The organism is Microlunatus sagamiharensis, assembly GCF_900105785.1.
GTDB lineage: Bacteria > Actinomycetota > Actinomycetes > Propionibacteriales > Propionibacteriaceae > Microlunatus > Microlunatus sagamiharensis.
On record NZ_LT629799.1, the window covers coordinates 1,204,328 to 1,229,524 of the forward strand.

General features: G+C 74.0%; 22 protein-coding genes and 1 pseudogene. 11 read left to right on the forward strand and 12 right to left on the reverse strand.

The window, feature by feature from the left end:
* Positions 1–40: 40 nt before the first annotated feature.
* Positions 41–1,591, forward strand: coding sequence for a glycosyltransferase family 39 protein (locus BLU42_RS05455; RefSeq protein WP_157719797.1), 1,551 nt, complete (start codon positions 41–43; stop codon positions 1,589–1,591).
* 126 nt (positions 1,592–1,717) lie between these two features.
* On the forward strand, positions 1,718–2,101 hold the full coding sequence (locus BLU42_RS05460) for a DUF779 domain-containing protein (protein ID WP_091073581.1): 384 nt from the start codon (positions 1,718–1,720) through the stop codon (positions 2,099–2,101).
* A gap of 21 nt (positions 2,102–2,122) precedes the next feature.
* Here BLU42_RS05460 and BLU42_RS05465 read toward each other — a convergent pair whose 3' ends face one another.
* Positions 2,123–2,581, reverse strand: coding sequence for a VOC family protein (locus BLU42_RS05465; RefSeq protein WP_091073582.1), 459 nt, complete (start codon positions 2,579–2,581; stop codon positions 2,123–2,125).
* Positions 2,582–2,621: 40 nt separating this feature from the next.
* Here BLU42_RS05465 and BLU42_RS05470 point away from each other — a divergent pair, with 40 nt between their 5' ends.
* The 4 genes and pseudogenes from BLU42_RS05470 to BLU42_RS05485 all read left to right on the forward strand — a co-directional run bounded on the left by BLU42_RS05470 (position 2,622) and on the right by BLU42_RS05485 (position 6,367).
* Entirely contained in the window at positions 2,622–4,277 is a 1,656-nt protein-coding gene (locus tag BLU42_RS05470) for a bifunctional 3'-5' exonuclease/DNA polymerase (protein ID WP_091073583.1), read from the forward strand.
* A 31-nt stretch (positions 4,278–4,308) separates the two neighbouring features.
* Positions 4,309–4,716 carry a DUF1304 domain-containing protein gene (locus tag BLU42_RS05475; RefSeq protein ID WP_231918457.1) on the forward strand — a complete coding sequence of 136 codons (408 nt, stop codon included), beginning with the start codon at positions 4,309–4,311 and terminating at the stop codon, positions 4,714–4,716.
* A 614-nt stretch (positions 4,717–5,330) separates the two neighbouring features.
* Positions 5,331–5,675: pseudogene (locus tag BLU42_RS21685) on the forward strand (GAF domain-containing protein); the annotation flags it as partial.
* A gap of 98 nt (positions 5,676–5,773) precedes the next feature.
* A complete protein-coding gene (locus BLU42_RS05485; protein ID WP_091073585.1) occupies positions 5,774–6,367 on the forward strand; it encodes a LuxR C-terminal-related transcriptional regulator in 594 nt (197 codons plus the stop codon).
* Positions 6,368–6,391: 24 nt separating this feature from the next.
* Here BLU42_RS05485 and BLU42_RS05490 read toward each other — a convergent pair whose 3' ends face one another.
* The 5 genes from BLU42_RS05490 to BLU42_RS05510 form a co-directional block, all read right to left on the reverse strand.
* Positions 6,392–7,258: a glycosyltransferase family 8 protein gene (locus BLU42_RS05490; protein ID WP_091073586.1), complete on the reverse strand. Its 867-nt coding sequence runs from the start codon at positions 7,256–7,258 to the stop codon at positions 6,392–6,394.
* Between the two features lie 46 nt (positions 7,259–7,304).
* Entirely contained in the window at positions 7,305–8,693 is a 1,389-nt protein-coding gene (locus BLU42_RS05495) for a D-arabinono-1,4-lactone oxidase (protein WP_091073587.1), read from the reverse strand.
* A 205-nt stretch (positions 8,694–8,898) separates the two neighbouring features.
* Positions 8,899–9,660, reverse strand: a complete 762-nt coding sequence (locus BLU42_RS05500) for a YqjF family protein (RefSeq protein ID WP_091073588.1) — start codon at positions 9,658–9,660, stop codon at positions 8,899–8,901.
* Positions 9,661–9,662: 2 nt separating this feature from the next.
* Positions 9,663–11,294: a cellulase family glycosylhydrolase gene (locus BLU42_RS05505; RefSeq protein WP_197680629.1), complete on the reverse strand. Its 1,632-nt coding sequence runs from the start codon at positions 11,292–11,294 to the stop codon at positions 9,663–9,665.
* A gap of 148 nt (positions 11,295–11,442) precedes the next feature.
* The gene (locus BLU42_RS05510; protein ID WP_091073590.1) at positions 11,443–11,640 is read right to left on the reverse strand and encodes a DUF7455 domain-containing protein; all 198 of its coding nucleotides are present in this window, start codon (positions 11,638–11,640) and stop codon (positions 11,443–11,445) included.
* Positions 11,641–11,948: 308 nt separating this feature from the next.
* On the opposite strand from BLU42_RS05510, the gene BLU42_RS05515 reads away from it, so the two are divergent.
* From BLU42_RS05515 to BLU42_RS05525, 3 genes are all read left to right on the forward strand, one after another.
* Positions 11,949–14,075, forward strand: coding sequence for a DNA gyrase/topoisomerase IV subunit B (locus BLU42_RS05515; protein WP_172825755.1), 2,127 nt, complete (start codon positions 11,949–11,951; stop codon positions 14,073–14,075).
* A gap of 30 nt (positions 14,076–14,105) precedes the next feature.
* On the forward strand, positions 14,106–14,792 hold the full coding sequence (locus BLU42_RS05520; RefSeq protein WP_091073591.1) for a hypothetical protein: 687 nt from the start codon (positions 14,106–14,108) through the stop codon (positions 14,790–14,792).
* A 75-nt stretch (positions 14,793–14,867) separates the two neighbouring features.
* Positions 14,868–15,446 (forward strand): NUDIX hydrolase, encoded by a 579-nt coding sequence (locus BLU42_RS05525; protein WP_197680630.1) that lies wholly within the window; start codon positions 14,868–14,870, stop codon positions 15,444–15,446.
* Between the two features lie 178 nt (positions 15,447–15,624).
* Here the strand turns inward: BLU42_RS05525 and BLU42_RS05530 are convergent, their stop codons facing one another.
* Both BLU42_RS05530 and BLU42_RS05535 read right to left on the reverse strand, forming a co-directional pair.
* On the reverse strand, positions 15,625–17,289 hold the full coding sequence (locus BLU42_RS05530) for a cell wall anchor protein (protein ID WP_157719799.1): 1,665 nt from the start codon (positions 17,287–17,289) through the stop codon (positions 15,625–15,627).
* Positions 17,290–17,495: 206 nt separating this feature from the next.
* Entirely contained in the window at positions 17,496–18,041 is a 546-nt protein-coding gene (locus BLU42_RS05535) for a TetR/AcrR family transcriptional regulator (RefSeq protein ID WP_231918458.1), read from the reverse strand.
* Between the two features lie 239 nt (positions 18,042–18,280).
* Here BLU42_RS05535 and BLU42_RS05540 point away from each other — a divergent pair, with 239 nt between their 5' ends.
* Both BLU42_RS05540 and BLU42_RS05545 read left to right on the forward strand, forming a co-directional pair.
* Positions 18,281–18,847: a hypothetical protein gene (locus BLU42_RS05540; protein ID WP_091073595.1), complete on the forward strand. Its 567-nt coding sequence runs from the start codon at positions 18,281–18,283 to the stop codon at positions 18,845–18,847.
* Positions 18,848–18,909: 62 nt separating this feature from the next.
* Positions 18,910–20,730: a thiamine pyrophosphate-requiring protein gene (locus tag BLU42_RS05545; RefSeq protein ID WP_091073596.1), complete on the forward strand. Its 1,821-nt coding sequence runs from the start codon at positions 18,910–18,912 to the stop codon at positions 20,728–20,730.
* Positions 20,731–21,045: 315 nt separating this feature from the next.
* Here the strand turns inward: BLU42_RS05545 and BLU42_RS05550 are convergent, their stop codons facing one another.
* The 4 genes from BLU42_RS05550 to BLU42_RS05565 all read right to left on the reverse strand — a co-directional run bounded on the left by BLU42_RS05550 (position 21,046) and on the right by BLU42_RS05565 (position 25,196).
* Positions 21,046–21,981, reverse strand: coding sequence for a lipid kinase (locus BLU42_RS05550; protein WP_091073597.1), 936 nt, complete (start codon positions 21,979–21,981; stop codon positions 21,046–21,048).
* Positions 21,982–22,026: 45 nt separating this feature from the next.
* Positions 22,027–22,629 carry a flavin reductase family protein gene (locus tag BLU42_RS05555; RefSeq protein WP_091073598.1) on the reverse strand — a complete coding sequence of 201 codons (603 nt, stop codon included), beginning with the start codon at positions 22,627–22,629 and terminating at the stop codon, positions 22,027–22,029.
* Positions 22,630–22,735: 106 nt separating this feature from the next.
* On the reverse strand, positions 22,736–23,236 hold the full coding sequence (locus BLU42_RS05560) for a beta-class carbonic anhydrase (protein WP_231918459.1): 501 nt from the start codon (positions 23,234–23,236) through the stop codon (positions 22,736–22,738).
* Positions 23,237–23,510: 274 nt separating this feature from the next.
* The gene (locus BLU42_RS05565) at positions 23,511–25,196 is read right to left on the reverse strand and encodes a phospholipase D family protein (protein ID WP_091073599.1); all 1,686 of its coding nucleotides are present in this window, start codon (positions 25,194–25,196) and stop codon (positions 23,511–23,513) included.
* Between the last annotated feature and the right edge of the window lies 1 nt (position 25,197).

Below are 25,197 nucleotides of genomic sequence, written 5' to 3' on the forward strand. Positions count from 1 at the left end.
TGCTCAGGACGTGCTCAGCGCCCTCGCCGCACCCTGGCGCGTGAGCATCTTCGTCGCGCGGCACCCGGGGGCGCCCGCGGTCGTGTCCGCCCCTCGTCGGTCCGCGGCCGGGCCCCGGCTGGTCGACGCCCGCGCCGGCTGGTCCGTCCTCGCGCTCGGCCTCGGGACCGTCGCCTTCCTCGCCCGGCTCGTGCCGGTGCTGCGGGGCGGAGGGCTCTTCGGGCTCGGCAACTACGACGACGGGGTCTACTTCTCCGCTGCGGTGGCGCTGAGCCACGGGGTGGTCCCGTACCGCGACTTCCTGCTGCTGCACCCGCCCGGCATCGTCGTCCTGCTCTGGCCCTTCGCGGTGCTCGGCCACGTCACCGGCAGCGCGGTCGCCTTCGCGGTGGCGCGCGTCGCGTTCATGGCGCTGGGCGCGACGAACGCGGTCCTCGTCGCGCTCCTGCTCCGCCGGTCCGGCACGCCGGCGGCGGTGGTCGGCGGGCTGGCGTACGCGCTCGCGCTGCCGGCCGTCTACATCGGTTCGTCGACCCTGCTCGAGACGCCCGCCTCGACCTGCCTGCTGGGCGCGCTCCTGCTCCTCGACCGGGTCGCCGAGCGACGGGCGTGGGCACGCGTGTTCGGGGCCGGGCTGCTTCTCGCGCTCGCGGCGGACACCAAGATCTGGAACGTCGTCGTCGGTGCGGCGGTGCTGCTCTGGGTCGTCCTGCGCTCCGGCCCACGGCGTACGGCGGCGTTCGTGCTCGGCGGCGCGGTCGGCGGGGTGGCGGTGTGCCTGCCGTTCCTCCTGCTTGCCGGGCCGACGATGTGGCGGATGGTCGTGCTCGACCAGCTCGCGCGGGGCGGTTCCGACGCGCCGGTCGCCGTGCGGGTGTCCGACGTCCTCGGGCTGACCGCGTGGCAGCCCGACGTGGTGGGCTGGTCGGCACTGACCGTCGTCGCCGCGGCGGTCGCGCTCGGCTGCTGCGTCCTGGCCTGCCGCCGGCCGTCGGGGCGTACGGCGGTCGTGCTGCTGGCGACCACGACGGCGCTGCTGCTCCAGGTCCCGTCCTGGTACCCCCACTACCCGGGCCTGGCGGTCGGTCCGCTCGCCCTGGTCCTCGGCTCGGCCGCCGGCGTCGCCCTGCCCACGCTCGCCTCGTGGCGTCGCGCCGTGGCGGGCGTCGCCGTCCTCGCGGCGCTCGTGGCCTGGGCGGTGCCCGGCCTGCAGCGGCCGTTCGGCACGCGCTTCCCGGCGGCGCGCCTGGCCGCTGCCACGGACGTCTCCGGCTGCGTCACGTCCGACGACCCGACGACGCTGCTCGAGCTCGGGGCGCTGGACCGGGACCTCGCCCGCCGCTGCCCGGTGGTGCTCGACCTGAGCGGCTACTCCTACGACCTGCGCACGCCCGGTCGCCCCTACCCGGCCCGCAGGCGCAACACCGCCTGGCAGCAGCGGGCGATGACCTACCTCGGCAGCGGGACGGCCACGCTGGTCGTGCGCTTCGCCCACGCCGTGGGCTTCAGCGCGCGCTCCACCCGCACGGTGGACCGCTGGCCGGTTGTGGCGGCGTCGCACGGCTACGACGTGCGCCGACCCGAGGCATGAACGTCGACGCACTGCCCGGCGGTCCTGCACAGTCCGTGCTCAGCGCCCGGCGGGACCGTCGAGCCGCGCCCGTGCCGCGACCGTCCGACCGCGGCACCGACGGCGCCCGAGAAGGAGCACCGCTTCATGACCGTGACCGACCTGGCTCTCCCCGCCACCGCCCCGGACCCCGCGACCCGTCGGGTGGTCCCGACGACCCGGGCGTACAAGGAGCTCGTCGCGCTGCACGCGCATTGCGGCGCCGTCGTGCTCGTGGAGCCGGGGCACCTGCGCCCGGGGCAGCGCCGGCTCGACTGCGTCGCGGCCCGCGAGCTCGCGATCACGTCGGCCGACCGGCTGGTGGGGGCCGTGGACCTGGTCGCCGTGTACGCCGACGCCGACGCGGACGACCGCGAGCGTCGCCCGGTCTACCTGCTCGACCTCGCCGACGGCCCGGCGTCGGAGGCGACGCTCGCGCCCGATGGCGGGCACCACTTCGTGCTCCGGGACCTGGCCGCCCCGGTCCGCTGACGCACGACCACCCGGGGCGCTCTACCCGCTCACCCAGGGGTTGTCCTCGTCGGGAGCCAGGTCGGGGCCGTGCTCCTCGAGGCTGTAGAGGCGCAGCCGGTTGCCGTCCGGGTCCTCGAACGCGACGAGCCAGGACCGGATCGCGGTGACGACGCCGGAGTGCGGGACGCCCTGCGCGTCGAGGTAGGCCGTCCAGCGGTCCAGGGAGGCGCGGTCCGGCACCGCCACGGTGACCGGGTCGAAGCCGCGGTGCGCCCGGGCCCGGGCGGGGTCGAGACGGAGCTCGAGCAGGGGCCCGAGGCCGGGGACCTCGCACAGGTACGCGTAGAGGCCGCCGTCCCGGGTCCGCCGGTGGTCGGCCGCGGGGATGCGGACGGCGCCGAGGGCACGCTCGTAGAAGGCGAGCGCGACGTCGAGATCGGACACGGCCAGCTTGAGGTGGTGGATCCCGGTCAGGGCCGGGCGTACGGGGTCGTCCACGCCGCCAGGGTGCCACCGGCCGGCGGGCTACGGTCGACGGGTGGACGTCGCGCTCGCTCCCGCCGGGGAGGACGTCGAGGTCGCCGTTCTGGACGACGAGGGCCGCCCGGCCGGGCTGACGAGGGTGGGGCGCAGCGGGCTCGCCGAGCACGTCGCCCGGCTCGAGGAGCGGTCGCCGCGCTGGGTGTGGGCCGACACCGCGGCCGTCCACCCGCTGCTGCTCGCGCACGGCGTCCGGGTCGCCCGGTGCCACGACCTGCGGATGAGCCACGCCGTCCTGGCCCGCTCCGCGTACGTCCGGGGGCTCGCCTCGGCGGGTGACGCGCGCTGGGCCGCGCGCGAGGCCGTCCCCGAGGAGAGCGAGCCGACCCTGCTCGACGTGGGCGCGGCCGAGCCGGAGGTCGACCTCGTCGACGTCGTGGCCGAGCACCGGGCGCAGCAGGACGCGGTGGCGGGTTCGCTGCACCCGGCGCGGCTGCGGCTGCTTCTCGCGGCCGAGTCGGCCGGCGCGCTGGCCGGCGTCGAGCTGACCCACGTCGGGCTGCCCTTCGACGCCGCCGAGCACGAGCGGCTCCTCGCCCGGCTGCTCGGGGCGCGGCCGCTCCCCGGTCAGCGGCCGCCGGCCCTGGAGGCCCTGGCCGTGCAGGTGCGCGAGGTGCTCGAGGCGCCCGCGCTCAACCCCGACTCTGGCCCCGACCTGCTCCAGGCGCTCCGGCGCGCCGGTCTCGACGTCTCCAGCACGCGGCAGTGGGAGCTGGCCCGGGTCGAGCACCCCGTGGTGGGCCCGCTGCTGGAGTACAAGAAGCTCGCCCGCCTGCACGGCGCCAACGGCTGGTCGTGGCTCTCGGCCTGGGTCGCGGACGGCCGCTTCCGGCCGGGCTACATCCCGAGCGGGGTCGTCACCGGACGCTGGGCCGCCCGTGGCGGGGGAGCGCTGCAGCTGCCGAAGCAGGTGCGGGCGGCCGTGGTCGCCGAGGAGGGCTCGGTGCTGGTCGTCGCCGACGCGGCCCAGCTCGAGCCGCGGGTCCTCGCGGCGGTCGCCCGCGACGAGGCGATGGCGGCGGCCTCCCGGCGGGGCGACCTCTACCAGGCCCTGGTCGACGACCGCGTCGTCGACACCCGCGCCCACGCCAAGGTCGCCATGCTCGGCGCCCTCTACGGCGCGACCTCGGGCGAGTCGGGTCGGCTGCTGCCCCGGCTGCAGCGCAGCTATCCGGCCGCGACCGCGTACGTCGAGGCGGCCGCCCGCGCGGGCGAGGCGGGGGAGGTGGTGACGACCTGGCTCGGGCGCAGCTCGCCGACGCCCCCGGAGGCCTGGGCCGAGGCCCAGCAGTGGGCGGCGCAGCCGGAGGCGGACCCCGACGACCGGCGCACGGCCCGCACGCAGGCCCGCGAGTGGGGACGGTTCACCCGCAACTTCGTCGTGCAGGGGACGGCGGCGGAGTGGGCGCTGTGCTGGCTGGCCGACCTGCGCCGCTCGCTGGTCGTCCTCGGCGAGGTCGACGGCCGTGCGGCGCGGCTCGTCTACTTCCTACACGACGAGGTGATCGTCGAGGCGCCCGCCGCGCTGTCCGGGGCCGTGGAGGACGCGGTGCGCGCGTCCGCGGCGCGGGCGGGGCGACTGCTGTTCGGCTCGTTCCCGGTCGACTTCGCCCTCGACGTGCGCACCGTCGTGCGCTACTCCGACGCCGGGTGACCGGGTGGCGCCCGACCTCTAGGGTCGGGTCGTGCTCGCCCTGGTCGTCGCCCTCGTCGCCGCGGGTCTGGCCGCCCTGCTGCACGTCTGGATCTTCGTCATGGAGTCCGTGCTCTGGACGACGCCGCGGGTGCGGGCGACGTTCGGCATCACCGACGCGCAGGCCGAGCACACCCGGGGCATGGCCTTCAACCAGGGCTTCTACAACCTCTTCCTGGCCGTGGTGACCGCCGTCGGCATCGTCCTCGTGGTCGCCGCCGGCACCCGCGTCGACAGCTCGTCGGCCGGTGTCGCACTGGTCCTCGCCGGCGTCGGGTCGATGTTCGCGGCGGCGCTCGTGCTCCTGCTCGGCGACCGGGGCAAGTCCCGCGCCGCGCTCGTCCAGGGCGCCTTCCCGCTCGTCTCGCTGGTCGCCCTGATCGGCTTCTCGCTGACCTGACCCGCGGTTGCGGGACCGTTCCCGGGTCGGGACTTCCGACCCTTCCCAGCGCGGGTGCCGGACTGCACCCTCGGACCCAGCAGGCGGGAGCGGGAGCGGGCGTCGGCGCCCGGGGTCGCCGACCCCCCAGCACCCGGAGCGCCCGCCGCCGGCCACCTCCGCCCCGGCCTCGGCCGTACGTCGGAGCGGCCGCGCCCCCCGTCTGCCCTCCGAGTCCCCGCGGCGCCACCGTCCAGGTCGAGGTCCGAGGTCCACCCGGGGCGCCGGGCGGCGCGAGACCGCCGGTGGGGACTTAGGTCCCTGGCGCGGGCGCACGTGGCGCGGTTGTCTTGGGCCACAGCGACGGCGCCGCAGGCGAAGAGGGGGCTGGGGGGCACCCGGGGGGTTGCCAGCGCCGCGACGCCGCAGCCGGGTGGAGGGCGGCGGGAGCCGTCCTCCACCCACGTCCGGGGACCGGCGTCGGGGGCCGGCCCCCAGGCGGACGCCGTGGCCCCCCGTGCTAGACCACGGACGTGGAGGAGGAGGACGCGACGGACGCCGTGGCCACGCAGCGCCGGCTCGAGCTGCTGACGGAGGCCAACGGGGCGATCCTGGCCGAGCACTCCCTGGAGGACGTGCTGCACCGCATCGTCTCGGCGGCGCGCGAGCTCGCGTCGGCCCGCTACGCCGCGCTCGGCGTCCTCGCGCCGGACGGTTCGCTGGAGCAGTTCGTCCACGAGGGGCTGGACGGTGCCACCGTCTGCCCACCGGGCCGGCTGCCCCGCGGGGACGGCCTCCTCGGCGTGCTGGTGTCCGACCCCCGCCCGCTCCGGCTCGCGCGGATCTCCGACGACCCGCGCAGCGTCGGGCTCCCCCCGACCCACCCGCCGATGGAGTCCTTCCTGGGGGTGCCGGTCGAGGTCCGCGGCTCGGTCTACGGGAACCTCTATCTCACCGAGCGGGAGGGCGGCGGCGCCTTCCCCGCCGACGACGTCACCGCGGTCGTGGCCCTGGCCGCCACCGCGGGCGTGGCCATCGAGAACGCTCGGCTCTTCGCGGCCTCACGGCGCCGGGAGCAGTGGGCGGCCGCGACATCGAGGTGGTGGGGGAGGCGGGCACCGTCGCGCAGGCGCTGGCGCGCATCCCGGCCTGCCGGCCCGACGTCGCGGTGCTGGACGCGCGGCTGTCGGACGGCAGCGGCATCGACGTCTGCCGCGAGGTCCGCTCGCGCCACCCGCAGGTGCGCTGCCTGGTCCTCACCTCCTACGACGACGACGAGGCGCTGTTCGAGGCGGTCATGGCGGGCGCGTCGGCCTACCTGCTCAAGCAGGTGCGCAGCTCCTCGCTCACCGAGGCGATCCGGGCGGTCGCGGCGGGCCGCTCCCTGCTCGACCCGGCCGTGACCGGCAAGCTGCTCGAGCGCCTGCGCCGCGCACCGCGCACCGACGACCGGCTGGCGCTGCTCACCGAGCGTGAGCGCGAGATCCTCGGCCTGATCGCCGAGGGGCTCTCGAACCGCGAGATCGGCGAGCAGCTGTTCCTGGCGGAGAAGACGGTGAAGAACTACGTCTCCAGCCTCCTGGCCAAGCTCAACCTGCAGCGCCGTACGCAGGCCGCGGTGCTCGCGGCCCAGATCGGGCGCGACCAGCACCGGGACCCCGGGCGGGTCTGAGGCCCCGCCCGGGGCGGGCCCGGGTCAGACGCCGAGCGGCTCCAGGGCGAGGTCGGTCGCGACGTCCCACCAGCGCAGCTCCATCGAGTGGTAGCGCGAGGCCGGGTCGAGCGCGGTCTCCCAGGGCTTGTCGATGATGAAGTGCAGGTTCTTGACCTCGTCGTCGTGCCAGAGCCGCGGGTGCTGGAAGGGCAGCGTCTTGAGCGCGTTGTAGACGTACGGCAGCACCGTCCAGCGGCCGCGGAAGTGCTCGTTCAGGAAGTCCTGCTCGGCGAAGACGTAGCGCGAGAGGTCGTCGACGGCCGCCAGCTCGGCCATCAGCTCGTCGAACACGGCCCGGTCCGGCTCCAGCACGAGCGTGCCGCCGTTGACGTACGGGTCGGCCTCCTCGGTCGAGGGCTCCCCGGCCTCGACGTGGGTGTACGCGCAGTGCTCGGGGGTCCAGCTCGCGGGGTAGGTGGCGATCTTGTTGGGGTTGCAGCGGCAGGCGTGGCAGGCCGCGACCCGGGACGGACCGAGGTCGAGGTCGAAGAGCTCGTCCATGTTCCGCACGACGAGCATGTCGGCGTCGAGCACGACGAGGCGCTCGAACTCGGTGAGCGTCCAGACGGCGAGCTTGGTCCACACCTCGGCGAAGCGGGCGTTGGCGTAGCTCTCGCGCAGGCCGGCCGGCGGGCGGATCGGCGCCACCTCGCGCAGGAGGCAGCCGTCGGCCTCGAGCAGCGCACGGTCCTCGGCGGAGATCGTCGGCGTGACGACGACGACGAACGGGTACGGGCTGCCGACGCGGGCGAGCGAGGCCTTCAGCACGCGTACGCCGGTCAGGTAGGTCGGCTGCGTCAGCAGGGCGGCCCAGGCCCTGCCCTCGTGCGGGGTCGCGGACGCGGTCATGGTCGTTCTCCTGGGGTCGGGTTGCGCTCGGCGGACGGTCGGGTGGTCACCCGAGCAGCGCCGCGGTGAACGCGTTGTCGAAGCGGTGGGTCGGGTCGAGCGCCTCGCGCACGCCCTGGAAGGAGGCCCAGCGGGGGTAGAGGCGGGGCCAGTCGTAGAGCGACTCGTCGTAGTACTTGCCCCAGTGCGGCCGCCCGCCGAAGCCGGCCAGCAGCCGCTCCACCTCGCGCAGGAAGTCGACGCCCTCGGCGGCCAGCGAACCGTCCTCGGCGTAGTAGACGACGAACCCGAAGTAGCAGGTCGGCCCCCCGTACGACGGGCTGAGCCAGGAGTCCGACCCGCCCGTGCAGCGCAGGATGACGGGGTAGTGCATGTGCGGTCGTGAGGCCGCGTGCCAGGCCTCGATCGCGCGGACGACGTCGCCGGCCCGCTCCAGCGGGACGCCGATCTCGACGTTGATCTGCGGCGTCGCGATGCCGCGCGTGAAGACCTGGTAGACGTCGCCGGTCACGTCGGCGAAGTCCTTGAAGCGGTTGACCGTCTGGAACGGCTTGCCCTCGGCGTCGAGGATGCGGGTGTCGTCGCGCATGGTGACCAGGGCCGCCTCGACGGCCGCGTTGAGCGCGTCGCTGGTGGTGGTCTCCTCGAGCAGCACGTCGCCGCCCGCGTGGTAGCGCTCGGCCTGCTCGGCGCTCGCCTCGTCGGCGCGCCACAGGTGCACCTGCCGCGTGTCGGGGAACCACCAGGCCTTGGTCATGGCGTGGTCGGTGTTCCAGGAGACGAGGTCGTCGGCCAGCGAGTCCGCGCTCAGCGCGTCCTTGCGGCAGGTGTAGACCAGCGACGCCACGGTCCGCAGGGTCACCTCGGTGACGACGCCGAGGACGCCCAGCCCGATCTTGGCCGCCCCGAACCAGGCGTCGCCGCGCCGGAGCTCGCTGACGGAGCCGTCGGCCAGGACCATGCGGATCCGGGTCGCGGCGTCGGCGATGCAGCTCTGGCCCAGGCCCTGGCCGTGGGTGCCGGTCGACAGCGCACCGGCCAGCGTCTGGGAGGAGATCACGCCCGGGGAGGCGGCGAGCGTGCGGCCCTGCGCGGCGAGCGTCGCGTAGACCTCGCCGAGCGTGGTGGCCCCGGCGAAGGTCGCCGTCTCGTCGTCGCTCGCGAGCAGCCCCGTGAAGCGGCTGAGGTCGAGCAGGGTGCCGGCCGCGTCGCCCGCGGCGAGCATCCGCCCGGGGGACATGCGGCTCCCGATCATCCGGACTCCTCCGCTGGTGCCGGCGAGGAGCGCGCGCAGGTCGTCCTCGTCGTCGGGCGTGCACACCGCCGCGAGGGGCGCGAGGGTCGCGTTGCGGGCCCAGTTGCGGACCTGGTCGTCGTCGGTGAGGTCGGGTTCGCGGCGCGGGTAGCCGACGTCGGTCGGCAGCTCGATCGTCATGGGGCGTGCTCCTCGTTCTCCGTCGCAGCGCGAAAGCGGTCGGGGGACCCACGCCTGTCGGTAATCACTGTGCCCCGCGCCCGCGCGCGATTACACCCTTTCGGGGGGTCCTGACGGTGTGACCCTCCCGACGCACGCAGGTGCATCCGCAGCGTGCGGACCGGCCCCCGGGAGGGAGAGGGCCGGTCCGAGCTCGTCCGCGGCGTCAGGCCGGGACGTGCTGCGGGCCGCCGAAACGCGTACGCACGCCGGCGGAGAAGAGGGCCGAGTCCGGAGCCCGGTCGGTGACCCCGGGCAGCCCCGCCGCGGCCACGAGCGTGTCCTCGAGGTGCAGCAGCTCCAGGCGCCGCAGGGGCCAGCGACCGTGCTCGTTCGGCAGGTAGAAGGTCCGTCCGAGGTGGTGGGTGAAGAGGCCCCAGCGCGCGGTGAGGAAGTCGGCGAGCGGGTCGCCGGCGACCTCCTCGGGCAGCACCCGGACCTCGACCCGTCCGCCCAGGCCGCGGGGTCCCGGCCAGCGGCGGCGGCTCTCGTAGGTGTAGCGGTCGGCGTCACGGCGCGCCCGCATCCTGGCCCACGTGTACGGGATGTTGAGCGCCACCCGCGCGCCGAGCACGAAGGCCAGGCGCTGCGCCTCGAGCGAGGCGAAGACCACGCCGCGCCGTCCGGTGGCGTCGACGCCGTAGAGGCGCACGTTGGTCTCGGCGAACGAGCCGACGTACGGCAGCACCGGGCCACTGCCGAAGCGCGCGTCGGTCAGCCGGAACGGGATCAGGCCGACCCAGGAGGAGCCGTCGTGGGTGTCGGGCGCGACCCCCGGGGGCAGCAGCGGCGCGACGCGCTCAGGCTCGACGCGCCAGTGCAGGAAGGCCAGGTCGCGCCACACCTGGTCCAGCAGCGCGGGTCCGCGCAGCGGCGGCGCGTCCGCGGTGACCGGCTGGGCCGGCGAGGAGGGGAGGAGGTCGGGCACGGTCAGGAGATCTCGAGCCGCGGGTCGGTCGGGGCCGGCCCGCTGGTCACGACCTGGAGCCCGACCTGCACGGGCTGCCCGGGCTGGAGGTCGGCGCCGAAGCCGTCGCCGGTGCAGGTGACCGCGCCGTCGGCGACCGAGCAGGTCATGCCCCAGGCGTTCATGACCGATGTCGCCGAGGCATCGGCCCAGCGTACGGTCCAGCCGTGGCGGGGCAGGTCGCTCGTCACCGTGAGGTTGGCGACGTAGCCGGTCTCCCAGGCGCTCTGCGTGGTCCAGGTGGCGCGAGTCGTCGCGGCCGACCCGGTGGCGGTCGGGCTCGGCGTGCCGACGGGCGTGCCGCTCGCGTCCGGCGTCCCGGCCGGGTCGGGCGTGGCGGTGGTGCTCGGGCTGGTCGGGCTCGCGGTCGGGCTCGCGGTCGGGCTGGCCGTGGGGTTGGGGGAGGCCGTCGGCTCGGGCTTCTTCGGGCCGGGGAAGGGGATCGGCGCGACGGTCCGGGCGGTGCCGAGGATCGGGCGCAGGGCGGTCAGCTTGGCCTGCTGCGGCGTGGTCCAGTCGTCCTTCACCAGGCCGCCGGTGTCGCCGCTGTTGGGGTTGAAGGACCAGTACGCGAAGCTCATCTTGTTCTTGCGGACGTAGTCGACGAGCGCCGCCAGCCACTGCTGGTCCGACGTCGTCTCCAGCTTGGTGCCGAACTCACCGAGCAGCACCGGCGTCGTGCCGCTCTCCTGCAGGTAGCCCCAGCTCGCCCGCCAGACGGAGGGCAGGTTCCGCGGGTAGTCCCTGGCCTTGAACCACGCCTGGTCGAACACGGACGCCGGGTAGTCGTGGGTGGAGTAGACGAGCTGGTTCTTCACGGCCAGCGTGACGGGCTTCTTCTTCGCCTCGGCCAGGCCGCCGCCCCACCAGGTGGGCGGGCCGGCCTGCTGCTTCTCGACGCCCTCGACGACGACCAGCAGCTTCGGGTTGACTTTGAGCACCGCGTTGCCGGCCCGCGTCGCCGCCGCGGCCCAGTCGCGCTTCGGGTCGCCGCAGCCCCAGCAGGCGTCGCCGCGCGGCTCGTTGTGCAGGTCGACGCCGATGACGGTCGGGTTCGTCGCGTAGCGCCTGGCCAGCATGGTCCAGTCGCTGATCCAGCGGGCCTCCGACCAGGTCGAGGTGTACCAGAGCGGCGACTGCGCGGCGGAGTCCGGGCGGTGCCGGTCGAGGATGACCGATATCCCGTACAGCTTCGACCGTGCGACCACGGCGTCCATGACCTCGAGCGGCGTCAGCCCCTCGAGCGCCGGGTTCTTCGCGTAGTCGATGCCGGTCACGCTCGAGCCGGCCAGGCACTCGTTGGAGAAGGGGAGGCGGATGGTGTTGAAGCCCATCGACGCGATCCGGGCCAGGCCCTCGTCGAGGCTGATCTGCCACAGCCCGTGCGGCGCGCAGCTCGACGTCTCCATGCCGAACCAGCTCGTGGCCCGCAGGACCTGGTCCTGGCCGGTCGAGTCGAGGATCCGCGAACCCTTGGTGTGGAGCCAGCCCGTCGGGGTCGCCGCGGTCGCCGGCAGCACGGCGGTCGCCATCACCCCCACCAGGAGCAGGACCGCCCCGTACGCCCGCACGGAGCGCCACATCGTCTGAAGCACGAGAAGACGGTAGGAGCGCCCCGGCGGCCTCCGCAGATGGTTGAGCGAACAATGACCTGTCGTTCGGAAGAACCAGAGCGGGAACGACGCGGCCCCCCGTCCCGGGTGGGGACGGAGGGCCGGTGCGTCGTCGGAGCGGACCGAGGACTCAGCTGATCCGCTCGGACTCGTCGTGGATCTCGAGCGCGACCTGCTTCAGCTTGTCCGCGTGCTCCTTGCTGTGGTGCGCGCAGAAGAGGAGGTCGAAACCGCTGGAGAGGGTGACGCGGACGTACGCCTGGGCTCCGCAGCGATCACAACGATCGGCAGCGCTGAGCGCGGCGCCTTCGATGACGGAGGTGCTCATGGTCGGCCTCGCTTCCTTGGGTCATGCTCTCAGTGATGCTCACGGTGCCCGCCGACCTGGCTTGCTCGGGTGACTTCTTCCGCGTCCTACGTGGTAGTCAACATCCAACCAGGCCCAGATTCTTCCGGTTCGGCGTCTCTGGTCCGTGTCTTCTGTGTAACGGTTCGTGCTGGTCCTGCGTTACCCGTCCGGAGCGGCCCACGCACCGGACGAGACACCTTCTGCAGTCTCTTCGTCGCCGCGACACCGACCGGATCGCCCAAGGTACGTGCCAGGGTCAAGAGGGGGCGGCGGGTAGCCTCGCCCGCGTGACCGCGACCCCCGTGACGTCCGCCCGGTCGGGTCCCGCCAAGGCCCGGGCCGCCGCCCCCGAGCTGGAGGGCCGCGACTACGAGGCCCGCCACCTGCTCGTGCTCGAGGGGCTGGAGGCGGTGCGCAAGCGCCCGGCGATGTACATCGGCTCCACCGACACCCGCGGCCTCATGCACTGCCTGTGGGAGATCATCGACAACTCCGTCGACGAGGCGCTCGGCGGCTTCGGCCGCGCGATCGACGTCACCCTGCGCGCCGACGGCGCCGTCACCGTTTCCGACCAGGCCCGGGGCATCCCGGTCGACAAGGAGCCGCGTACGGGCCTGTCGGGCGTCGAGGTCGTCTTCACCAAGCTGCACGCCGGCGGCAAGTTCGGCGGCGGCTCGTACAACGCGACCGGCGGCCTGCACGGCGTGGGCTCCTCGGTGGTCAACGCCCTGTCGGCCCGCCTGGACGTCGAGGTCGACCGCGACGGCGGGACGTGGGCGATGTCCTTCCGGCGCGGCGTGCCGGGCACGTTCGACGGGCCGGGCCCGACGGCGCCGTTCACGCCGGGCGGTTCGCTGACGAAGGTCGGCCGCGTGGCCAAGGGCCGCTCGGGCACGCGGGTCACCTACTGGCCCGACCGCCAGATCTTCCTCGCCGACGCCGAGCTGTCCCTGGTCGACCTGCAGAACCGCGCGCGGCAGACGAGCTTCCTGGTGCCGGGCCTGGCGATCAAGGTCAGCGACGCCCGCAGCGGCGACCCGGCCACCACGACCGAGGAGGTCTTCCTCCACGAGGGCGGCATCGGGGAGTTCTGCGAGTTCCTCGCCCCGGACGCGGCGGTCACGGACGTGCTGCGCCTGCAGGGCACGGGCTCCTTCACCGAGACCGTGCCGATGCTCGACGACGCCGGCCACATGGAGCCGACCGACGTCGAGCGCGAGCTCGAGGTCGACGTCGCCGTGCGGTGGGGGACCGGCTACGACACGACCGTGCGCTCGTACGTCAACATCATCGCCACGCCCAAGGGCGGCACGCACGTGGCGGGCTTCGAGCGCGGGCTCGTCCGGTCGGTGACCGGTGCGCTGGCGCCGACCCGGCTGCTCAAGACCGGCGAGGAGGTCGTCAAGGACGACGTGCTCGAGGGCATGACCGCCGTGGTGACCGTCCGGCTGGCCGAGCCGCAGTTCGAGGGCCAGACCAAGGAGGTCCTCGGCACGCCCGCGGTCTCGAAGCTGGTGACGCGCGTGGTCGAGGCCGAGCTCGGCGCGTTCCTCGAGTCGAGGAGCGGCGTGGCCAAGGCCCAGGCCCGCTCGGTGCTGGAGAAGGTCGTCAACGCCTCGCGCGCCCGGGTCGCGGCGCGCCAGCAGCGCGAGAACCAGCGCCGCAAGACCGCGCTGGAGTCGTCGTCGCTGCCCTCCAAGCTCGTGGACTGCCGCAGCAACGACGAGCGCTCGGAGCTCTTCATCGTCGAGGGCGACTCGGCGCTCGGCACGGCCAAGGTCGCGCGCAGCTCGGAGTTCCAGGCGCTGCTGCCGATCCGCGGCAAGATCCTCAACACCCAGAAGGCATCGACGGGCGACATGCTCAAGAACGTCGAGTGCGCCTCGATCATCCAGGTGGTCGGAGCCGGCTCGGGCCGCACCTTCGACCTCGACCAGGCCCGCTACGGCCGGGTGATCTTCATGGCCGACGCCGACTCCGACGGGGCGCACATCCGCTGCCTGCTGGCCACCCTGTTCTTCCGCTACATGCGCCCGATGGTCGAGGCCGGCCGCGTCTTCACCGCCGTGCCGCCGCTGCACCGCTTCGAGCTGACCAACCCCAAGAAGGGGCAGGACCGCTTCATCTACACCTACTCCGACGCGGAGTACCAGCGCACGGCCGCCGAGCTGACCAAGCGCAACCAGCGCTTCAAGGAGCCGCAGCGCTACAAGGGCCTGGGCGAGATGGACGCCGACCAGCTGGCCGAGACGACGATGAGCCCGCGCCACCGCACCCTGCGCCGGATCACCGTCGACGACGGCCTGATCGCGGAGACGACCTTCGAGATGCTGATGGGCAACGACGTCGCGCCCCGCAAGACCTTCATCATCGACGGCGCGTACGCGCTGGACTCCGCGGCCATCGACGTCTGAGCCGTCAGCGGTCGGGTGCACAGTGGTCTGGTGACGGACGTGCGCGAGGAGCTGTCCGCCGAACCGCGGCAGCTGAGTCCCCGCACCCGCCTGCTCGTGGGCGGGGGTGCGGCGCTCCTCGCCTGCGCGTCCCTGCTGACGGGTTCGCACCCACCCGGCTGCACCACGTCGGCGCCGGGCCCGTCCACGGCCGCCCCCTGGGCCACGTCGGACGACCCGCTCGTCCGCTCGCTGCACTTCTCCGCCCTGGACCGCGCGCGGGCCCCTCACGACCTGGTCCCTGCCGGGGTGCTGGCGTCGGACGTCGCCCCCACCAGCCGCGACGTCGGAGCCGTCGACGGGGTCCAGGTCTACCTCGCGCGGGGCCACGGCTTCACGTGCCTGGCGGTCGACGGTCGCAAGGCGGGCTACGCCGTCGCCCAGCAGTGCCTGCTCGACGTCACGGTCGCCAACCGGGGCCTCTACCTCAGCGTCGGCTACGACACCCCGGCCGGGACGCCGGTCTCGCGCTGGCCGCCGGACCAGCACGACTCCCTCCTCGTGGTGGCGGTGCCCGACGACGCGACGGTGCTGACCGGGGCCTCGACCGAGCACATGGCCGACCTCCCCAACGCCGCCGTCCTGCGTCCCAGCGAGGGCGAGGTGCTCCTCCAGCGGGGCGACCGGCCGCCCGTCACCCTGCAGCGGGCGGTGGAGGACGTCCCGGCGGGCTGCTAGCGCGCGAGCCCTGCACGCGCCGCGGGTCCTGAGGTCGGGCGCGCCGGCCCCTCGGCGACCGGCAGGATCGGTCCCGTGGACGTGGTCACGGAGCTGGAGCAGGCGCCGGCCGACGCCGTACGGGACGCCTTCGTCGAGTTCGCCCGGTCCCGGGGCGACGCCGCGCTGCGGAGGTCGGGCGGGCCGGAGCACCTGACCGCCTCCTGCTTCGTCCTCACACGCGACCTGCGGCAGGTGCTGCTCACCCACCACCGCAAGGGCGGCTTCTGGGTGCAGCTCGGGGGCCACATCGAGTCCGCCGACACCTCGCTCGCCGACGCGGCCCGGCGGGAGGCGCGCGAGGAGTCGGGTGTCGCGGACCTGGAGCTCCTGAGCGGGCGCGTCCTCGACCTCGACCGGCACGAGCTGCACGGAGGGTTCAGCTGCGCGGCGCACTGGGATGTCGGGTTCGTCGCGCTCGCCTCGCCGTCGGCACCCGTCCACGTGAGCTCAGAGAGCCTCGACCTCGGCTGGTTCGGCGTCGAGGCGCTGCCCTCGGCCGTGCCGCCTGGCTTCGCCGAGCGGCTCGCGGTGATCCGCGGCCGGGCGGCTGGGCTGCTGGCCGGCAGCGCGCCGGTCCAGGCCTCGGAGGTGGACCGGGGCTCGGGCTCGTGACGGGATCTCGACACTCGATGAGCCGGAACCTGTCCGGCCACGCTCAGCACAGCAGCCGGAACCGATCGAGTGTCGAGATCCCGACAGGGTCGGGGTCGCTCTCGACGTCGAGGTGGTCCAGAGCGCCTGGTGCGTCGCGCTCGGCGCCGCACTTCGCGCCGAGGTGCGGGGGACAGCCTCAGACGCGGTCGATCCGGTGCAGGGTGAACGGCGGCAGCTCGCGCTCGCTGAGGGTGAAGTACGCCGAGCCGTCGGGGGCGTAGTCGATGGCCTCGCCCTGCCCCTCGCCGACGGGGGCGGTGAGCGCGACGGGCTTCGCGGCGAGCGCCGAGTCGATCGAGCCGCTGTCGGTCCCGCGGTACTCCCACACGGCGTACGGGGTCCGGAGCACGAAGCGGTCGCCCGCCGGGTGGATCGCGGCCGCGGTCACCTGGGCGTACCAGGTGGCCTTGTGCTGCTCGGAGGCCTTGCTGCTCGTCGCGGTGTAGGTGGGCACCTGCAGCGTCGTGACCTTCGTCAGGGTCGTCACCGTGGTGGCCGACGGCGCCGGGAGCCCGGCGGGGAAGGTGTAGACGCCGCTGCGGCCGCTGCGCTCCTTGGTCACCACGTAGACCTGACCGGTCGTCGGGTGCACCATCAGCGCCTCGGCGTTGTGGGCGCCGTCGGGGTAGGCGAACCGGAACCGCTCGCTCGTGAGGTGCGCGGTCGTGCCCCGGGTCACGGTGGGCTCGGCCACGCGGAAGATGTTGTAGTCGTTGGCCCGGAGCTGACCGCCGTCGCGCACCCCGCCGATGTCGCCGGCGTAGATGCAGCTCCCGGCCGGGCAGGGTCCGGTGGCGATGTCCTCCCAGTCCCACTGCCCGGTGTTGCTGAGCGTGAAGCGTTCGAGCACCGCGGCGTTCGTCGAGCTGATGGCCACCATCGTCTTGTCGCCGGACTCGCTGTGCGTGTAGAGCACGCCGGGGTCGGTCCTGCTGGCCGCGAGCCCGGACGGTTCGTGGAGCTGGCTGTCGGGCAGGGTGAAGCTCCCGACGCCGACCGTCGCCGACGAGTAGCGCTCGGCGGCTTCGGTCGTCGCGGCCGGGCGGAGCAGGAGGGCCTGGGTGATGTTGGTGTTCAGGGTGCGCGAGCTGCCCGTCCAGCTGCGCGTCGCGCCCGGGGCCAGGACGGCGACGGGCTGCGCGGCGGGCGCGCCGAGCTGGACCTGGGCGACGTCGAGCGAGAGCCCGGCCGTCTGGGAGACGAGGCAGGACGCGGACGTCTCCACGAAGGTGCTGGGGGCCGCGATCGCGACGTCGTCGCAGTCGGACCCGTTCGCCAGCTGCGTGCCGAACCACAGCGCGAGGTCGTTGCCGGTGGTGCTCTTGACCGACGGGGGAGCGAAGATCGCGCTGAGGCCGTTCACCCGGCCGCCGAAGTCGTCCACCGGGTCCGCGGTGTCGACACCGCTGAAGGCGGAGATGCTGCCGGCCATGCTGGTCGTCGCGTCCTGCGTGAACGAGTACGAGGCCGGTTCGGAGGCTCCGACCACGCGGTAGAGCACCCACGACTTGAGCATCGCCGCGCTGCGCGTGCTGCCGACACTCGTCCAGCCCGAGGCGGTCAGGTCGGCCCCGACGGCCGCGCGGTTGGCGATGCGAGCCACGAGGACGTCGCCCGGCACGGTTCCCGCGGGCCTCGCGATCGACAGGGAGGAGGCGGCGGATGCGGACCGAGTCGTGCTCGAGCGGTACGTGATCCCCGGACCGGCCGGACCCGCGGCGCCGGCGGTCGGCGCCGGGGCCCAGACGGCGGCGCCGAGGAGGACGGCGAGGGACACCAGCACCGGCGTACGACGGGACACAGGAACTCCTTGGGGGGTAGGAGAGCTTCCACGTCGTCGTCGACCGTGACAGCAGAGGCGATGACCGGGGCAGGTCGAGCCGCGCACGCAGCATAAGCACGACGTTGGTAGAAAGCACCACCCCTCGTCCGCCGTCGCGCCCGTCGGGGCCACCGGGCCGGCGAGTCGGCAACGCCCCCGGACGTGCGACGGCGCGCCGTGTCCCGTCAGTGGAGCATCGTCAGCACGCCCTCGACCCCGCGTCGGAAGGCCGCCCGGGCGTTCTCGACCCCGTCGAGGTGCGCGCCGGTCATCACGCCGTCGCGCATCATCACGAAGTGCTGCGCGGCGTCCTCCGGCCGGCCCCGTCGGGGCGAGTCCCCGAAGACGTCGGAGAACAGCCCGGTGAGCACGCCGCGGTACCAGTCCCGGTGCGCCAGGACCAGCCGGCGGACCGGGTCCTGCGGGTCGGGGTACTCCGCGGCGGCCTTCAGGAAGGCGCACCCCCGGAAGCCGGGCCGCGTGAGGTCGTCCTCCACGGCCGTGGCGATCCGGCGCACCCCGTCGGCCGGCGACCGGGCTCCCGCGACGGCCGCCTGCACGGTGTCGACCGTCTGGGCGTCCACCCCGCGCAGGTAGGCCAGCACGAGGTCCTCCTTGGAGGGGAAGTGCCGGTAGAACGTCGCCCGGGTCACCGGCGCCTCGACGATGATCCGCTCCACGCCGACGGCACGGATGCCCTCGCCGTAGAACAGCCGGGTGGCGGTGCTCACGAGGCGCTCCCGCGCCTCGGAGATGCGCTCGGGTCCGTCCTCGGCACTCCTGGGAGACACGGACGAGGACGAGGACGGGGCGGGACGGGCCGGGGCTGGCATGGGTCGACGGTACTGGACAGAACGATCGGTCTTGCGGCGAGCCGCGGAACGTGCCAGGCTCTGACCCGAAGAGACCGATCGTTCTCTCCTCCTGTTCCGAGACCCGGCGCAGGACGACCTCCGGACAAGGAACCACGTTGACCACTCTCGACACCCCCCGTACGGCGAGCCCGGTCGCGGCCTCGTTGCGCTCGCTCTACCTCGTCCGCTTCGGGTTCGCGGTCGTGTGGGCGCTGCTGCTGGCGCTGACGGCGTCGCGCATCAGCGCGCTGACCACCGTCCTCCTGCTGCTCTACCCGCTGGCCGACCTGGCCGCTGCCGTGGTCGACCACCGCGCGTCGCGGGCCACCCGGCCCGCCCGGGCGCTCGTCGTCACCATGGTGCTGGGCGTGCTCGCCGCCCTCGGCCTCGCGTTCGCCGTCGGCTCGGGCCTGCGGGCCGTGCTCGTCGTGTGGGGCGCCTGGGCGATCGCCGCGGGAGCCGTGCAGCTGGTCGTCGCCCTGGGTCGCCGGGCGCTGGGCGGGCAGTGGCCGATGGTCCTCAGCGGTGGGATCTCGGTCCTCGCCGGCGCCGCCTTCGTCGCGCAGTCCGGCGCCCCGGGTGCGTCGCTGACCGGCCTCGCCGGCTACGCCACCCTCGGCGGGATCTTCTTCCTCGTCTCTGCCCTGCGCCTGCACCGCTCCCTCCGGGGCCGTGCAGGCTGAGGTGCCCCGGCCCGACCCCTGGCCAGCCGCAGGTCCACGAAGCCCCGTGCCAGGCTGAACCGGTGAACGTCAGCGAGCACATCGTCGAGCGTCTGCACGCCTGGGGCGTGGGCCGGGTCTACGGCTACGCGGGGGACGGCATCGGGGGCGTGCTCGCCGCCCTGGCACCCCGCCACGCCGACACCGGTCCGGGCCACATCGACCTCGTGCAGGTGCGTCACGAGGAGACGGCGGCCTTCGCCGCGACGGCCGACGTCAAGTACGGCGGCAACCCGATCGGCTGCTGCGTGGTCACCAGCGGGCCCGGCGCGCTGCACGCGCTGAACGGCGTCTACGACGCGCTGCTCGACCGGGTCCCGGTCGTCGCGGTCCTCGGACAGACGGCGTCGAGCGCGATCGGCACCGGCTACTACCAGGAGGTCGACCTGGCCAGCGTCTACAAGGACGTGGGTCGCGCCTACCTGCAGACGATCACCGACGCCTCGCAGGTGCAGCACATGGTGGACCGCGCCTGCCGGACCGCGCTCGCCGAACGCCGCCCGGTGGTCCTCATCGTGCCCAGCGACGTCCAGGAGCGCGACGCCGTCGTCGACCCGCCGGACGCCCACGGCTACGTGCACACCAGCACGGTCCCGAGCAGCCCGCCGAACGGGGCGGCGGCCGCGGACGTGGCCCGCGCTGCGGAGGTGCTGAACGCCGGGCGCAAGGTCGCCCTGCTCGTCGGCGCGGGCGCACTCGGGCACTCGGGGCTCGTCGAGCAGGTCGCCGACCGCCTGGGTGCCGGGGCGGCCAAGGCGTTGCTGGGCAAGACCGTCCTCGACGACCGGCTGCCGTGGGTCACGGGGGCGATCGGGCTGCTCGGCACCACGACGAGCTGGCACCTGATGCGCCACTGCGACACCCTGCTGATCATCGGCTCGAAGATGCCGTACTCGGAGTACTACCCCGAGCCGGGGCAGGCCCGCGCCGTGCAGATCGACCTCGACGGCGCCGCCATGGGCCTGCGCTACCCGACCGAGGTGAACCTGACCGGCGACGCCGGCGCCACCCTCGAGGCGCTGCTGCCGCTGCTCGAGCAGCACGACGACGACTGGCGCGAGGAGATCGCGCAGCACAAGCGGCGTTGGGACGACTACTCGGCCGAGCGTGCGGCGGCGAAGGCCGACCCGGTCAACCCCGAGGCGGTCGTCCGCGGCATCTCGCGGCGGCTGGCGAGCGACGCGATGGTCGCCGTCGACTGCGGCACGGCGACGAGCTGGTACGCCCGCGACCTCGACCTCGGGCCGAGCCACCTGGGCAGCCTCGCCGGGCTGCTGCTGTCCATGGGCGGCGGCATGCCGTACGCGATCGCGGCCAAGATGGCCAACCCGGGGCGCCCGCTGCTCGCGATGATCGGCGACGGTGCGATGCAGATGAACGGCATCAACGAGCTGATCACGGTCAAGCGCTACTGGGAGCGCTGGGGCGACCCCGCGTTCGTCGTCCTCGTGCTCAACAACCGCGACCTGTCCTACGTCTCCTGGGAGACCCGCGGCACGCTCGGCGCCCCGCCGGACCCGGAGATCGCCTTCCTGCCCGACGTCCCCTACGCCGACTGGGCCAGGCTGCTGGGCCTCGACGGCGCGCGGATCGAGCGTCCCGACCAGGTCGACGAGGTGCTCGACGCCGCCTTCGCCGCCGACCGCCCGTTCGTCATCGACGCGGTGGTCGACGCCGACGTCCCGCTGATCCCGCCGCACCTGACCGCGAGCCAGGTGCTGCTGACGGCCAAGGCCGAGTTCAGCGGCGACCCGGCCTTCTTCGGCATCGTCGCCGAGGGCCTGCGTGAGACCGTGGTCAGCAAGGCGAAGGCCGTGCTGGGGAAGCACGGCTCGAAGGACTGAGCCCGCGAGGCTTCCGGACCCGGTCGGAGGGCTTCGCCGGCACGCTCCCCGAGCGTGTCTCAGCCACGACCCCTGAGCTTGTCGAAGGGCTTCGCCAGCACGCTCCCTCAGTCTGTTGAAGGGCCGAGTCAGCACGCTCCCTGAGCCTGTCGAGGGGCCGAGTCAGCACGCTTTCTGAGCCTGTCGAGGGGCCGAGTCAGCACGCTCCCTGAGCTTGTCGAAGGGCCCGGAACGGGTTGGCGTGCCAGCAGCAGCGGGACGCCAACCTCTTCGAGGCCCTTCGACAGGCTCAGGGGGCGTCGCCCGGCCGGCGTGTCAGCGCGCGTCTCGGTCGCGGCGGGCGGCGGTCGAGCCCTGGGGGACGATCACGTCGAGCGCGTTCGGCGAGACGGTGAAGGAGACCGGCGTCGTCGCGATCACCTCGCCGTCGACGTTGACCTGCACGGGGTGGTCGGTGGCCAGGTCGACCGCGCGGGTGCGCAGGTGCAGCACCTCGGGGTGCTCCACGAAGCCGCCGGAGCGGAAGAAGCGGGCGATGTTCACGTGCTGGCGCAGACGGCCGTGCGGGATCGCGTACACGTCGAGGGCGTGGTCGTCGATGCCGGCCTGCACCGACACGGCGTTGCCGCCGCCGTAGAAGCGGCCGTTGCCCACGGCGAGCTGGAGCAGGTGGTCGAGGCGCACGGGCGCGTGGTCGCCGGCGGGGAAGGTCAGCTCGACGTCGAAGGCGCGGTGGCGGCGGTAGGCCGGCACCGCTGCGACCGGGTACGCGAGCGGCCCGAGCCGGCGCTTGAGGACAGGGCTCAGGGCGTTGGCGACCTCGACCGACAGCCCGAGCGAGGCGACGTTCAGGAACGCCGTGCCGCCCATGCGGCCCACGTCGATGTCGACGACCTTGCCCGTCGCGACGGTCTCGCAGGCCGCGGCGAGGCCGAGCGGGAGCTCCAGGGTGCGGGCGAGGTCGTTGGCCGTGCCGAGCGGCAGCACGCCGAGCGTGACGTCGGTGCCGGCGAGCACGTCGACGACGCTGCTGAAGGTTCCGTCACCGCCGCCGACCACGATCAGCTTGCGGCCCCGCTCGACCGCCTGCTCGACGGTCTCGCGCAGCCGCGCCGGGTCGGTGACCGGGAACGCCTCGGCGACGTCGACGCCGCGACCGACGAGCAGCCGCTGGGCCTCCTCGAAGGCCTCGGCCCCCCGCCGGGAGCCGGTGTTCACGACGAGGGCGGCCTGCTCGGTCGTCGGCGTCATGCCCCGAAGAGTAGGGCGCGACCCTTTGTGGAGCCTGTCAGCGGCTCAGCCGGGCCGGGTGATGTCGAACCGCTCGCCGAGCTCGTAGTAGGCGCTCGGGCCGCCGCCGCGCACGACGGGCTCGGCGAGCTCGGTGCGGTAGACGCCGTCCTCGATCAGGGCGGGGTCGATGTGGACCCCGACCACCTCACCGGTGCACCACCAGTTGTCCGACGGGGTCCCGTCGGCGGCCAGCAGGCGGACCACCTGCGCCGTACGACACTCGAAGCTGACCGGCGCGTCCGCCACCCGGGGCGCGTCGACCTCGGCGCAGTCGAGCCCGGCCAGTCCGGCGCGGTCGAACTCGTCCACCTGCTCCGTCGTCGACGTCGCGTTCATCCGCTCGGCGAGCTCGCGGGTCACGAGGTTCCAGGTGAAGACGCCGGTCTCCTCGGCGTTGCGCACGCTGTCCTTGTAGCCGTTGCTGCTGAACCCGACGAGCGGTGGGGTGTACGCGAGCGCGGTGAAGAAGCTGTACGGCGCGAGGTTGCGGAAGCCGTCGGTCGCCCGCGTGCCGATCCAGCCGATCGGGCGGGGGGCCACGATCGCGTTGAACGGGTCGTGGGCCAGCCGGTGACCCTCGGACGGCCGGTAGAAGTGGTCGCTCACCCGGCGAGCCAACCACGTCGCGCAAGCGGCCCGCCCCTCGCCGACCGGTAGGTTGCCGCGCGGTCTCCGCCGGGAGACGCGCTGCGACCTACCGCTCGACGGGTCGTCAGAGGACCTGCTCGAGCGCCCCGCTGTCGACGTCGTAGAGGAAGCCGCCCACGAGCGCCCGCTCGCCGACGTGGGGGTGGGTGCGCAGCAGGTCGACGTCCTCGATCAGCCGCGCCCGCTGGTCGGTCGAGGCGCCGATCGTGAGGTCGGAGAGGTCCTCGCCCGTCTCGTCCGCCACGCGCGCGACGATGTCGGCGTCCTCGCCGCTGGCCATGGCGCAGCGGGTGTGCGGGACGACGAGGATGCGCTCGACCCCGAGCAGGTGCACACCGAGCACGCAGCCGATCAGCGCGTCGGGCGTCAGCCGCCCGCCCGGGGTCCGGATGATCTTCGCGTCGCCGGTGTTCAGCCCGATCATCTCCAGCGGCTCGATGCGCGAGTCCATGCAGGTGATCATGGCGACGCCCGCCCGGGCGATGCCGTCGAAGCCGGTGAGGCCGAAGTCCTTCTGGTACTCCGCGTTCGCCGCGAGGAGGTCCTGGAAGTCACGTGTGGTCACGGAACCGATGCTACGAGCGGAGCCCCGCCTGCTCCATCCATCGAGCCCCCGACGGACGCAGCGGCTCCGGCGGGCTCGTCACCTGGACGGCCGTCGCCCGGGTGATGCCCGAAGGGTGGGTCCAGGACGAGGGCGCTGAGCGTGGATGGGCCTGGCGGGAGCACGGGCGCCGCGGTCGGAGGATGAACGGTGGTGGCGAGGGCGCCCGTGCGGATGGTTGCTCAGCGCCCTCGTGCTGAGCTCGTTCGGCGCAGTCCTGAGCAGAGCCGCCTGACTAGAACTTCCTGGCCCGACGGAGCCGCGCCGGGCGCCCGTCGGGGTCGTGCACCAGGCGGGTCATGGGCTTCGCCCACAGCCGCGTGAACCGTCCCAGCTGCGGTGACCGGAGCCGGCGCAGCCGCCCCGCAGGACGCGGGCCGACCTGGCCGCCGTCGTACCAGGCGTCGAGCCGGGCGGCCGAGGCGGCGTATGCGTCGAACATGGCGTGCGGGTCCACGCAGTCGCCCATCGTGGACAGCAGGTCCGCGTCGTCGGCGTCGACGGGCCGGTTCGTGGCCAGCAGGTGCCCGGTGTCCCCGGGGAACCGGGCGGCGCCGACCTCGCGGTCGAGGTGCTCGGCGGCCAGCGTCAGCCGCAGCCGGCGCGCGTACGCGGACACGCCCGGCTCGTCCTCCGGCCCGGCCTCGTCGACGACGACCGCGGAGAGCTCGGAGTCGTGGGTCCAGCTGCGGCGGTTGAAGTTGTCGGAGCCGACCGTGGCCCAGACGTCGTCCATGACGCAGACCTTGGCGTGCACGTAGACGGGCCGGCCGGCGTGGTTCTCGAGGCTGTAGAAGGCGACCCGGTCGCCGCCGGCGCCTTCGAGCAGCTCGAGGGTCTCCTGGCGGGCGAAGTCCTGCGGGACGCGCGACAGCGTCGACGCCTGGTCGGGCACGGGCGGCAGCACCGCGAGCACCCGCAGGTCCGGGCTGGAGCGCAGCGCCTCGTCGATCGCGCGGGCGACGTCGGGGGACCACAGGTACTGGTCCTCGATCGACACCAGGCGCCGGGCCCGGCGCAAGGCCTTGCCGTAGCCACGGGCCACGCTGCGCTCGCCGCCGCGGGCGAACGGGTAGTCGCGGCCGTGGCGCAGGTTGGGGTAGGTCCGCAGCAGCTGGACGGTGTGCGTCCCGCCCTCGACCGGCGCGGGCGGCGGTGCCTGCGCGGGCAGCGGGTCGGGGGAGAGGTCGGCCCGCGTGAGCTTGTCGTGGAGCCAGAAGAGCGGGTTCTGGCTGAGCGGCGTCGGGTCGGTCCACCGCTCGCGGAACACCGTCTCGACGTCGTGCACGGCCGGGCCGGAGATGACGACCTGGACGTCGTGCCAGGCCGGCGTCGGCCCGTACGCCGGGGCCATCGGCTGGGGTTGCGGGTCGCCCTCGTGGCGGGCGTCGTCACGCCGGCTGTGGGAGAGGTCGATCCCGCCCACGTACGCGACGTCGTCGGCCGGCCGGCCCTGGTAGCGGATGACGACGAGCTTCTGGTGGTGCGAGCCGCCGGTGCGCACGCGCATGTCGAGCAGCGCCTCCGCGCCCTGCTCCTGGAGCCGGATGCCCAGGGTGCGGTTCTCGTGGGCGGAGAAGGACAGCGCGTCGAGGTGGCTGCGCCAGATCAGCCCGCGGACGTCGACACCGCGGCGGTCGGCCTCGCCGAGGACCCGCAGCACGTCGCTGCCCTCGGTGCCCAGCAGCTGCTCGTCGCCGTCGCCGCGCCAGTCGGTGAACAGCACCAGGTCGCCCGGGCGGGCCGCCTCGACGCGCTCGACGAGGTGCGCGAAGTACGCGCTGCCGTGGATGAGCGGCCGCACGACGTTTCCGTGCGACCAGGCCTCGTCACCGGGGTGCTGGTCGTCGAGGACCGTACGCGGGTTGGCGCGCTCCTCCTTGCCGATCAGCCACTCGGCGGGGTCGACGTCAGGGGGCACG

Bases quoted from the DNA above. Each gene is read 5' to 3' on its own strand.
- BLU42_RS05510 (WP_091073590.1), bottom strand. From the start codon at position 11,640: ATGAGCACCTCCGTCATCGAAGGCGCCGCGCTCAGCGCTGCCGATCGT.
- BLU42_RS05550 (WP_091073597.1), bottom strand. From the start codon at position 21,981: ATGACGCCGACGACCGAGCAGGCCGCCCTCGTCGTGAACACCGGCTCC.
- BLU42_RS05495 (WP_091073587.1), bottom strand. From the start codon at position 8,693: ATGACGATCGAGCTGCCGACCGACGTCGGCTACCCGCGCCGCGAACCC.
- BLU42_RS05490 (WP_091073586.1), bottom strand. From the start codon at position 7,258: ATGACCGCGTCCGCGACCCCGCACGAGGGCAGGGCCTGGGCCGCCCTG.
- BLU42_RS05460 (WP_091073581.1), top strand. From the start codon at position 1,718: ATGACCGTGACCGACCTGGCTCTCCCCGCCACCGCCCCGGACCCCGCG.